The organism is Clostridioides sp. ZZV14-6009, assembly GCF_020658095.1.
GTDB lineage: Bacteria > Bacillota > Clostridia > Peptostreptococcales > Peptostreptococcaceae > Clostridioides.
The window spans coordinates 39,217-51,275 of record NZ_JAGWDG010000003.1; the positions used below are offsets into that span (position 1 = coordinate 39,217).

At 26.4% G+C, this 12,059-nt stretch carries 9 protein-coding genes; 1 reads left to right on the plus strand and 8 read right to left on the minus strand.

The annotated features are described in order from the left end of the window. Positions 1 to 7: 7 nt before the first annotated feature. The 7 genes from recJ to KGF36_RS06345 all read right to left on the minus strand — a co-directional run bounded on the left by recJ (position 8) and on the right by KGF36_RS06345 (position 9,170). A complete protein-coding gene (gene recJ / locus KGF36_RS06315) occupies positions 8 to 2,458 on the minus strand; it encodes a single-stranded-DNA-specific exonuclease RecJ (protein ID WP_227827520.1) in 2,451 nt (816 codons plus the stop codon). Positions 2,459 to 2,470: 12 nt separating this feature from the next. After that, entirely contained in the window at positions 2,471 to 4,135 is a 1,665-nt protein-coding gene (locus tag KGF36_RS06320) for an ABC1 kinase family protein (protein WP_227827521.1), read from the minus strand. Between the two features lie 281 nt (positions 4,136 to 4,416). Next, the gene (locus tag KGF36_RS06325) at positions 4,417 to 4,911 is read right to left on the minus strand and encodes a gamma carbonic anhydrase family protein (protein ID WP_227824277.1); all 495 of its coding nucleotides are present in this window, start codon (positions 4,909 to 4,911) and stop codon (positions 4,417 to 4,419) included. Positions 4,912 to 4,939: 28 nt separating this feature from the next. Continuing rightward, positions 4,940 to 6,319, minus strand: coding sequence for a thioether cross-link-forming SCIFF peptide maturase (gene scfB / locus KGF36_RS06330; RefSeq protein WP_227854615.1), 1,380 nt, complete (start codon positions 6,317 to 6,319; stop codon positions 4,940 to 4,942). A gap of 356 nt (positions 6,320 to 6,675) precedes the next feature. Then, a complete protein-coding gene (locus KGF36_RS06335; protein WP_227434483.1) occupies positions 6,676 to 6,822 on the minus strand; it encodes a cyclic lactone autoinducer peptide in 147 nt (48 codons plus the stop codon). A gap of 3 nt (positions 6,823 to 6,825) precedes the next feature. Beyond that, positions 6,826 to 7,434, minus strand: a complete 609-nt coding sequence (locus KGF36_RS06340) for an accessory gene regulator ArgB-like protein (RefSeq protein ID WP_227827523.1) — start codon at positions 7,432 to 7,434, stop codon at positions 6,826 to 6,828. A 305-nt stretch (positions 7,435 to 7,739) separates the two neighbouring features. Further along, positions 7,740 to 9,170 (minus strand): DUF4116 domain-containing protein, encoded by a 1,431-nt coding sequence (locus KGF36_RS06345; protein ID WP_227827524.1) that lies wholly within the window; start codon positions 9,168 to 9,170, stop codon positions 7,740 to 7,742. A 343-nt stretch (positions 9,171 to 9,513) separates the two neighbouring features. On the opposite strand from KGF36_RS06345, the gene KGF36_RS06350 reads away from it, so the two are divergent. Then, on the plus strand, positions 9,514 to 10,179 hold the full coding sequence (locus KGF36_RS06350) for a hypothetical protein (protein ID WP_227840118.1): 666 nt from the start codon (positions 9,514 to 9,516) through the stop codon (positions 10,177 to 10,179). A 442-nt stretch (positions 10,180 to 10,621) separates the two neighbouring features. Here the strand turns inward: KGF36_RS06350 and KGF36_RS06355 are convergent, their stop codons facing one another. Beyond that, on the minus strand, positions 10,622 to 11,899 hold the full coding sequence (locus KGF36_RS06355) for a DUF4830 domain-containing protein (RefSeq protein ID WP_227854616.1): 1,278 nt from the start codon (positions 11,897 to 11,899) through the stop codon (positions 10,622 to 10,624). Positions 11,900 to 12,059 lie beyond the last annotated feature (160 nt).

Below are 12,059 nucleotides of genomic sequence, written 5' to 3' on the forward strand. Positions count from 1 at the left end.
ACGCCTCCTAATAACTGCTATTGTATTGTTTTTCTAATTTTTTTAGATTATTGAGTATTAAACTCTCATTTAAATCTAATTTTTTCTGTGGTTTTGGCAATATTCTTATGAATACAGAATTTTTTTCATAATTTAAATTAAAGTCAAGTAAATTTAATTCTCTAAACACATTCAATATCGTAAAAAACTTTAATGGAATTACATTAAAAGTTCCCTTTATATTTACCATATCTAAATCAATTTCTTTTTTTATAAGTGCTTGTTTATAAATTGTTATAAATTCATCTCTTGATGGAACTATATTACTAACTACATTCTTTAAATATAATAGGTCTGTTTTATTATAATATTTTATAATTTCACTTTCTTCTCTTTTATTCTCATATATATACGAATATTCGCCTTTATTGTATAAATAATCATAAAGAATAATATTATTATATCTTTTTAAGTCTATTTTATCAATATTAGGAGAAAATATAAGCTCTAATTTATCAGTATTTTTGTTAATATCTTCAATAATATTGTAATTTATGTTAAAATCCAAGTCTATGAGTGATACATCTGATATGGCTCTATAGAATCCATTTATAGAATTAGATATTATCAATGTCTCTTGTTCAAAATAATCAAATATATTTATATCTGTATTTCCATCAAACAATTCAAAACCAGACTCAGATATATTATACAAGCTTTGTGAATCTTTTGGTATTATTTTTGACATTAATTTTAGCGAAAGTTTGTCATTACTTGCACTTTTAGGTCGAGCTAATCTAATATCTTTAAGTAAAAACTGCACTTTCCTATTTCCCATATAGTTATTTTCATCTAGTTGGAACAATACATCGACTTTATCTCCTACCTTATACAATGATTTTAAATGACTCATATTGAACCCTATACATTCATAGCACTTTTCATTTTCTACGCTTAATTTCAAATGTTGTTGATTTTTACCTATGATTTTTAAATCTTTTAGAATATAATTTCTAACTATAAATCTAGGATTAGGATTATTTAATCCAAATGGTTCTAATTTATGTAATTCCTCCACAAGATTTAAACTTATTACATTTTCTTGTAGTTCAAATTCAACATTTACATTTTCTATCATATCATCTTCAGTCAAATTATAATCTGCAAACTTATTTATTTCATTAGCCAAAGCTTCCACATTTTCTGAATTTAAAGACAATCCCGCTGCTTGTTCATGCCCACCAAACTTAGTCATTAAGTCTTTGCACTTTACAAGAGCCTCAAATATATTAAATCCTTTTATTGACCTTGCTGAGCCAGTAGCTTCTCCATGTTCTACACCTAAAAGAATCGTTGGTTTGTAGTATTTTTCAGTCAACTTAGATGCTACAATTCCTATTATTCCATGTTGCCAACCTTCTTTAGCTAGAACTAATACTTTATCATCATTATATCTGCTATTAGACTTTAACATTTCCTCAGCTTCATGATACATCTGAGCCTCTATCATCTGTCTTTCGTTATTTTTTTCTTCCAATATATTAGCTATTTCAACAGCTTCATCTTTAGATTGAGTAGTAAATAACTCAACACCCAAATAAGAATATCCTAAACGTCCTGATGCATTTATTCTAGGCCCAATTGCAAAACCTATATGAGAAGAACCTATTTTATCACTTTCTACACCACAAACTTTTATAAGCTCTCTTAATCCAATATTTTTGCCTTCTTTCATTAATTTTAAACCATTTTTTACAATTATTCTATTTTCATCCACAAGTGGAACAATATCACAGATAGTTGCCAATGTTACTATTTCTAAATAATCGTACATGCTAGCCTTAAAATCTTCTTTTGGAGTAAGTGCTTGTATCATTTTAAATGCTACACCACATCCACATAGTGCATCAAATGGATAGTTACAATCTTCTTGCTTTGGATTTATTACTGCAAAAGCTGAGGGAATTTCATTTTGGCATTCATGATGGTCTGTTATTATAACATCTATACCCAAATTATTTGCTAGATTAACCTCAGATACTGATGTAATTCCACAATCAACACTTATAATCAAATCACATCCCCTAGAGCTTATAAGCTTTATAGCATCTTCATTTATACCATAGCCTTCTTCTAGTCTATTTGGAATATAGTAATCCACATGATATCCTATACTATTAAAATATAAGCATAAAATAGAAGTAGAAGATACGCCATCAACATCATAATCCCCATAAATCCAAATTTTTTCTTTTTTATCAATAGCTAACTTTATTCTATCTACAGCCTTTTGCATATCTTTCATTAATAAAGGGTCTCTTAAATAGTCTAAAGATGGATTCATGAATATTTCTGAATCTTTTTCAGTATATATACCTCTATTTTTTAAAATTTGGCAGATTTCCGGGGAAATATTAAGTTTTTTGCTAAATTCACTTTCCTCTATCTTCCCTTTGTATTTCAGTGTCCATTTTTTCAAATTTAATTCCCCCTAATCTTTTTTGTATTTTGACCTAATACTTCTTATAACTAAGCATAGCCCTATTATAAAAGAAATAAAGAACCCTGCTATAGCAGTAAATTTTATCCATATATTATTTTCTATATTTGGTGATGCAATTATAAGTGAAGAACCTACTATAATCGATGCTAACACTAAACTCAGTGATATTTGAGACGTTAACTCTAGTATACAATTTTCTAATCTTATCATTTTAACATCTTCAATTTGCATTTTTATATTATTTCTTTCTACATTTCTTAAGATTGCTTTTAACTGTTTTGGAATAGTTTTTACATCAAGTAATATCTCTTCTACATTTTGTCTTGAGTTTAAAACTACATTCTTTGGATTGAATTTATTTTTATAATGATGCTTCATAAATTCTTTTCCCATAGAGCCAAGAGAAAAATCTGTATTTAAAGTTCTACTTGTACCCTCTAATGTTATAATAGTCTTTGCAAGTGTTACAAACTGTGCAGGCATAATTATCTTATACTGTCTAAAAAATCTAAACAATTCATTTAATATATCTGTCACATTTATCTTTTCTATAGAGATATCATAATAGTAATGTATTAGATACAGTAAATCCTGTCTAAGACCTTTAACATCAGCTTCTCCATTTAATGCATCCATTTCTATTAACAAGTATATTATTTTATCAACATTTTTTTCTACACCAGCTAATGCAATTTCATTTAATTGGTTCAAAGTTTTGTTATCAATAATTCCAATCATTCCAAAGTCTATATATGCTATCTTGTTTTTACCAACTATAAATATATTACCTGGATGTGGGTCTGCATGAAAAAAACCATGTGACAATACCTGTATAAAAAAAGACCTAACACCTATTTCAACAATAGTTTTTGTATTGTAGCCTAATTTTCTTATTTTTTCTACATCACTTAACTTTGTACCTTTAACTTTCTCCATTACTAAGATTCTCTTACTGTTATATTCTGAATATACTTTTGGTATATATACTTCATCACTATTTTTAAATATCCTAGAAAATTTAGTTGCATTTATAGATTCAAAATTGTAGTCAAGTTCTCTCATTAATTGAGTTTGAAATTCTTCTATCATTTGTTCTAAATCTAAATTAAAGTCTTTTTTTAAGTCTTTTAATGTATGCGCAATAGTTCTAAGAATCTCCAAGTCAGATTTTATTATCTTCTCTATATTAGGTCTTTGAATTTTTACAATTACTTCTTCTCCTGTTTTAAGTATTCCTTCATAAACTTGACCAATTGAAGCTGCTGCTATTGGTTCTTCTTTAAATTCTGAGAATACTTCCTCTATGCTTAATCCTACTTCTTCTTTAAATATTTCAATGGCTATATTTGAATCAAACTTCTCTACATCATCTCTAAGCTTTGATATTTCATCAATTATATCTTGGTCTAACAAGTCTTTTCTTGTACTCAATATTTGACCTATTTTTACATATGTAGGTCCTAGTTCTTCTAAGACTCTTTTCATTCTCTCACCAGTTGTCATATTTTTTATTTCTTCTGGTGGGTCAAATAGTGGTATTTTATATGCTATGCCCTCTATATTTAATCTTTCTACAATAAAGCTAAAACCATACTTTATCAAAATATATCCAATTTCTCTATATCTCTTTAAATTCCTATAACTTATTCTCAAATTTTTTCACTCCTAGAATAGGTATACCCAAAAACTTACACCTTAATTTATCTATGCCTACGACATTATTTTACTAATTGATATACTAATATCTTATATCCTCTTTAATATTTAATTTTATCACATATACTAGTAATTTTATTAAATTTCTTTAACTCAGTTAATTTTTATTTTTGACATTTCATACCTATTCTAAACAACTGCTTTCTCAAAATTAAAATAAATTAGTGGTTGCCTCAAAACAAATTTAAGCATGTTTTGAAACAACCACTCTTTAATTATTATTTTTGATTCTGTGCTGCTTCTAAATACCATTGATATGACTCATCAATATATTTTTTATCTTCTTCAGTAAGTTCTCTAACTACTTTTCCAGGAGAACCCATTATTAAAACTCCTGGTGGAAACTTTTTATTAGATGTAATTAATGTACCTGCTCCTATTAAAGTGTATTCTCCTATTTCAGCATTATCTAGTATTATTGAACCCATTCCAATTAAAACATTGTCACTAATCTTGCAACCATGAACTATTGACCTATGTCCTACTGTCACATTATTCCCAATTACAGTATTTTCATCTCCATGTACTATTGAACAATCTTGTATATTAGTATTTTCTCCAATAGTTATTGGCCCTTCATCTCCTCTAACTACTGCATTGTACCATACACTTGAATCTTTACCGATTTTAACATTTCCAATTATATCTGCTGATTTTGCTACAAAGACACTTTCATCAATTAAAGGTTTATCTTCTAAATAATCTCTAATCATATATAAACAACTCCTTTAAGATATAAATTTAATTATTTGCTCCTTCTAACATTAATTTTGCTTGTATCATAATAGAACATTCTGTACGCTTTCTTTGCATTTCACAGCCCAACTCATATGGTTTTGATATGTCATTGTTGAAATTTATTGCATTGGCATGACATCCACCTGAACAATAGAACTTATTCCAACATTTTTTACACTCTTCCTTAGTATATACATGAGCTTCTCTAAATGTATTTTTTAACTTTTCTGGAAGTACAATTTCTTTATCCAATATATTTGCCATTTTAAATTCTTCATTTCCAACAAATTGATGACATGGGTATATGTCTCCACTTGGTGTTACAGAAAGATACTCATTTCCAGCACCACATCCAGTTATTCTCTTTATTACACATGGTCCTTGATTTAAATCTATCATAAAATGGAAAAATTTAAATCCATCTCCTTGTAATTGTCTATCTGCATACTCTACAGCAAATTTCTCATATTCATCAAATATCTTCGGTAAATCTTCCTCCCTAAGTGCATATGGATTACTTTCATCTCCAACAACTGGCTCTACAGATGTTAATTTAAATCCTAAATCTGCAAAATGCATAACATCTTTAGAAAAATCTAAGTTATCTCTTGTAAATGTACCTCTTATATAATAATATTTATCTTTTGCTCTTCCTTCTACAAGTTTTTTAAATCTTGGCAATGTAATATCATAACTACCTTTGTCATTTAAAGTTGGTCTCATATTATCATTGACTTCTTTTCTTCCATCTAAACTTAAAACTACATTATGCATATTTTCATTTATATAATCTATAATTTCATCATTTAACAGCAGACCATTTGTAGTTATTGTAAATCTTATATTTTTATTATAATCCTTTTCAATACTTTTTCCATACTCAACTAATTGCTTTACAACTTCAAAGTTCATTAGAGGCTCTCCACCAAAGAAATCTATCTCTAAGTTTTTTCTACTTCCTGAATTGGCAATCAAATAATCTATTGCTGCTTTACCAACTTCAAAACTCATAAGTTCTTTTTCTCCACCGAAATCCCCTTGAGCAGCAAAACAATACTTACATTTCAAATTACAATCATGGGCTACATTTAAACATAGTGCTTTTACTACAGGCTCTCTATGTACAAAACTTGGATGATATTGATATGTATCTTCTGTATATAAAAGACCTTCTTTTTCTAAATTTAATATTTCTTCATATGCTTCATTTATTTTTTCTTCTTGATATTTAGATTTTAATATATCTAGCACTTCTTCTTTACTTTTGTCTTTATAAAAATCTAATAAATCATATGCAACATCATCTAATACATGAACAGCTCCTCCATTCACATCTAAAACGATATTATATCCATTCATAGAAAATTTATGTATTATACTCATAACCTACCTCCTAAACTACTATCTATACTAAAGTTTTTTACTGTTTTAATTAAACTTTACCCTTCATTATATCATACAGTTTGCTTAAAATACATACAATACAAAAATGACTTACTACTAGTAAGTCATTTCAATGGATACACTATATCCCCCTAAATTAGCACACTTATACATTACAAAATAAAGTATATTATGTGCTCATAAAATAAAATATTTGTTCATAATTGCTTGTTTTATATTTATTAAAGTATAACAATTTCTTTTTTATAATAATTATATGTAAGTAATTTACTTGTTTTATATTTATTAAAGCATAATATTTTTTATAATGATTTCACATGAATAATTGCTTGTTTTTAATTTATCTTTTTTAAATTCTTAATTTCTTTTGGTACCTTAGGTTGATGTATAATCCATGGACAAGTGCTATTTGCTGACAAAATTGCAGTACTCAGTGCTAATGAACTAGCACACTTCATAATTTTCACAATAAACTTTTTCATAATTTAATTCTCCCTCATACACATTTTACTTATACTTTTTTTAGATTTTAATTTACCTAATACTAGCATTATACAAATCCAAAACATTGCAAAAGCACTATATATAAAGTAATCCATAAACACATTTAATGAAAAACTTGAAACTGTCATTAACAAGACTACTGTAGATATAGATATAGCAATTTTTTTATAAGTTAACTTTTCTACCTCACTTATAGGATTACTTTTATGCTCTACTGGACACATAATACAAATTCCAATCCAACTAATACTAGCAATAATCATAATAATATTTTTAAATAAATCTACATTTAGATTTTCTATAATAAATATTGTAGATAAAATTATAAAAACAAAGGTTAATAGACATCTAAAATAGTTATTTGCATGATACCCTCCAGAAAATTGTCTTATTGGACAGTAACATATTAAAAAAAATAATATATATGTAAATTTCCCAAATAAAAAACCTAAGAGTAGTATGGTTGTTATATTAACTATAAAAGCAATTAATATTTCAAATCCATAAGAATACACCCTAGATTCATTGCTATCTATCATATTTTTATAAATTAAAACAGATGTCATTTTATCAGCATATCTCTTAAACATTATTACCTCCAGAAAAAAATTTTACATATATAGAATAGCGTCTTTTTTGAGAAAATTCAATATATTTTTCAAAACTAGTTATTGAAATTGTAAAACTGGTCAAAAAAAGACCTATATAATCATTTTGTTATTTTTTATATAATAAAAAAGTTATAATAAAAGAGTTTTATTAAGCTTTATATGCATAAAAGCACATAACTTATAGCGTATAAGTTGTGTGCTTTTATTTTTATTATAAATCTTTAATTTTATATTTATTTTTATGATATATCTTAGCTTTGCTTTTACTTTCATAATATATATGTTTAACTTTGTTTTTGCTTTACATATTGGAGTGCTTTTCTATTCTGTTTTACTGCCTCTAAACAAACTTTTTCTGTTTGATTTTCTACATATTCCAAAGCTCTGTAATTCTGTTTTACTGCTTCTAAGCATAGCTTTTCTGTTTGATTTTTAACATATTTCAGCATTCTATAGTCTTGTCTTACTGCTCTTAAACAAACATCCTCTGTTTGTTCTTTTACATATTTAAGTGCCTCAAAACTTTGATTTACTGCTTCCAAGCAAACTTTTTCTGTTTGCTCTTTTACATATTGTATAGCACTGTAATTTTCTTTTACTGCCTCTATACACATTAATTCTGTTTGCTCTTCTATATATTTAAGAATATTTCCATTTTGCTTTACTGCCTCTACACATATTTTTTCTGTTAGTACCTTTATATAGCTCAATATCTCTTTTATTTCAAAATCTTTAAATGAGCCCCTTATAGCTTCTATACATATTTCTTCGGTCTGTTTCTTTACATATTGTAATACTTTTCCATTCTGTCTTACTGCCTCTAAACAAATGTCCTCTGTCTGCTCTTTTACATATTGTAGTGCTCTTCCATCATTTCTTACTGCCTCTAAACAGATTTCTTCTGTCTGCTTATTTACATATTGAAGAGCCATATAACTTCGTCTTACTGCTTCTATACATATTTTTTCTGTCTGTTCATTTACATAATACAAGGCAAAATCATTTTGCTTTACTGCTTCTATACATATTTCTTCTGTCTGTTCTTCTACACAAGGCAATGCACTATAGTTTTCCTTTACTGCTTCTAAACATATACTATCATTTTGTTCCTTAACATAAGCTAAAGACTTTCCATCTTTTTTTACTGCTTCTAAGCATATTGTTGGAGTTTGCTCTTTTATATCCTTTAATATTTCTGCCACATCATTTTTTGATGCCCTTTCTATTAATTCTAAGCATACTTCTTCTGTCTGCTCTTCTACAAATCTAAAAACTTCCATAACATCATGAGTTGATGCACTTCTTATAGCCTCAATTAATATATTTTCTGTCTTGTCATTTATGTAATATAAGGCTCTGTAATTCTGTTTTACTGCTTCTATACATATAGCTTCGGTTTGATTTGTTATGTATTTGAGAGCTTTATAAGTCTGTTTTACTGCCTCCATACATACCCTATCAGTCTTATCTTTTACAAATTCTATTATTGTACCATCTTGCCTTACTGCTAGTAAACACATTTCTTCAGTTTGATTTTCTATGTCTTTTAATTCTCTATAGTCATATTTCACTCTGCTTAAGTCATTTAAATGCACATTATTATCTTCTTCTGAATTATCCTCATTAATTTCTATATCATCCTCAAATTCTTCATCATCTAAATAGTCATCTTTTTCTGGCAAAAACATAGATTTAATTTTATTTTTTATATCCATAAAATTAACCTCCTTTAATACGATTTTATCATTAAAGTAAAGCATTTTTAAGTATTTATTTAATTAATTTTATATTAAGTTCTTTTAAAAGTCCATTCATTGTTGATAGATTCTATTTTATATTAATAATTTAATTATAAACATGCGGGGTAATAAAGTTAATAGTGGACATTTTCCATCCCATTAGTGTACACTATTTATATTTAATACTCATTTATAGTTATTTTTTTCAATTTTTTCATCATTTACCATATCATATTCATTTAATTTATGATATTATTTAAATATAATATAAGTTTTATAAAGTATATTAAATATATTATAAGATGGAGGTCGAGTAATTTTGAAAGGAAACATAGTACAATATAATTTTGCAGATATAGAGGAAGAAGTATATTCATTGGATTATGCTATAGCATGGAATACAGACGAGGAAAACGTAAACATTATACCATTTACAAATAAATTCTGTAAAGAATCTATAGAATCTTTTTGTTTAGGTAAAATTGACAACTTTGTTGAAATATTAAATGAAGGCTTTGTTGAAAATCATCATTATGTACATTTAGATAAGATGGTAAGTGTTCCTAAGAAAAAAGTTAATTTAGTATATCAACAAGACACATATGGTTCTCTTTTAAGAGATAGCAATAGTAATCTTATTCCTGTAAAAATAACTTCAGAACAATCTAAGTCTATATCAAATAAGGTTGATTTATTTTGTGCTGGTGAAGAAAAATGTTTAATTAATATATTACTAAAGGCTGACCCATCATATGTTTTGGATGTAGATAGCATAAAAGATAAGGACATCTTAAATTTAGGTTATAAATCTATTGATAGATACAAAGAATACAACTTTGATGATGATAAGATTTTAATATTTTTTATCAATAAAAAGCGTTATTCTGTAATTATGAAAAAAACAAATAATTCTAGTGGAGATTTAGCTACTAGAAACAATCTTATTAAGGAGTTATTTGCTAATAAAGCAGGAAATATCAACTAATCTTAGAATTTTAATGTGCTACTTTTTAATTAAATAATAATATACAAAGTGGGAGTAGAAAAATCTACTCCCACTTATTTATAATAAACAAATAAATCCATAAATCTATTGAGTGATTATAATTTTTAGATTGTACTAACTTACATTTTTAAATTTACATTTTAAAATTTAAGGTGCACTTTCTATTCTAAACTTTAATCTCTACATCAATATCATCAACTGTAACAACTTACAATTAAATCTTTAATAATCAAACCTTAGACCATATATATTAAAACTCAAATTAAATTTAGGATTTATTTGGATATCACATTAAAATTATACATTCATATTCAATATCTTAAGTTCTTAATTTATTTTACCCTTAATTCTATTATTAAATACTTTTAATTATTTTTCAATACAATATCAAATTTTAACATTAATAATTTTAAGTTTAAATTTATTTCGTAAATCCAGATACTTTCCACACTCCACCATCATTTATAACATCAATATTAATGTCAGAAAAACCTAATTTTCCACCAGCCTTTTCTACCCCATCATTAGCAAATATTACATTATAACTTTTTTTATCTTTTTCTTCTTCTTCTCCTAAATCCATTTTTTCTATATATACAATTGTATCGCTATTAATATAATCTGGTAAATTCATTTCAAATCTAGTATCATTAAAAAGTTTACGATTATCCAAATTAATAAATAAAGTACTTATCTGACTTTCTACATCCATAGTTGCTAACAACTCATTTGTATTATTTTCTTCCATAGCCTTAAGATGCATTCTTATTAAATCTTCATTACTCATTTTTGATATATCCTTATATAGAGAATTAGTTTTATCTATACAGTTATCAACTATCCACACATTTAAATCTTCTTTTTTTACTTCTTTAAAAGTATGTCTTTTTAAACTAATAGCCTTTCCTTCATGTCTGCCTGAATCAATGTATGCTCCTACAATCCTTCCATCATGTCTTATTACAATTCCTCTAGCATCTAATAAAGGTTCAAATGAGTCTGGTAATGGTTCAATTAAGCTATATATCTCAGCAGTAATGTCATTTGAATTTAAATTAGAAAAATCTAATCCTATATCTTTAGACAGTTCCATATTATAAGCCCAATATATTTTCTCTGTTGTATTTTCTGATGAATATTTAAAATTGTTGGGAAGTGTTTTTCTTTGAGACGATATAAGAAAACTTGGTGTCCAACTATACTTTTTAAAAAGTTCATTCACATCATTAGGAACTTTTGTATTTTGAGGTTTAAATTCATCAAGAGAGTTTATTAACCTGAAAAAATCATATGGTAAGTTAAATTTCTCATTATTGTATTTAATCTCTCCAAAATTATGTAGATTATCATATGAGTAGTTTATAATTTTTTGCTCATTATTGCTATTATAAAAACTTATCTTTTGATTCTTTACAGCTACCCCACTCATATCTCTATCCTCAAAATCAGTTACCTTACTCATAAAACTTAATATCTCATTTATTAATTTTTCATCTGTAACTACAATTGGTTCATAGTTTTTTTCAGCCTCTCTATTAAACTTATGATAAATTTCTATTCTCTTTGTATCTTTCAAATCTGAATATATTTTGTTGTACTGCTTATTATCTATTAAGCTACGTTCTGTACTTAAAAATAATATTACAAAAGCTAAGACAGGTAAAATTATGATAAATAGTTTTGTTTTTGTAATTTTCAAATTGTATACCTCCATTAAATATATACTCTTTAAACCATTCACCCTTAATATATATTACCATATTTCAAGAGTACATCCACATAACATTAATACATATTCAGGTGCAATTACCTAAAAAATAAGTCTACAAAAAACACAAACTATAATTAAGGTATTATAA

What these genes read in the sequence shown, in the direction of transcription:
- scfB (WP_227854615.1), bottom strand. Translation starts at nt 6,319, where the DNA reads ATGAGTATAATACATAAATTTTCTATGAATGGATATAATATCGTTTTA.
- KGF36_RS06345 (WP_227827524.1), bottom strand. Translation starts at nt 9,170, where the DNA reads ATGGATATAAAAAATAAAATTAAATCTATGTTTTTGCCAGAAAAAGAT.
- KGF36_RS06325 (WP_227824277.1), bottom strand. Translation starts at nt 4,911, where the DNA reads ATGATTAGAGATTATTTAGAAGATAAACCTTTAATTGATGAAAGTGTC.
- KGF36_RS06335 (WP_227434483.1), bottom strand. Translation starts at nt 6,822, where the DNA reads ATGAAAAAGTTTATTGTGAAAATTATGAAGTGTGCTAGTTCATTAGCA.
- KGF36_RS06340 (WP_227827523.1), bottom strand. Translation starts at nt 7,434, where the DNA reads ATGTTTAAGAGATATGCTGATAAAATGACATCTGTTTTAATTTATAAA.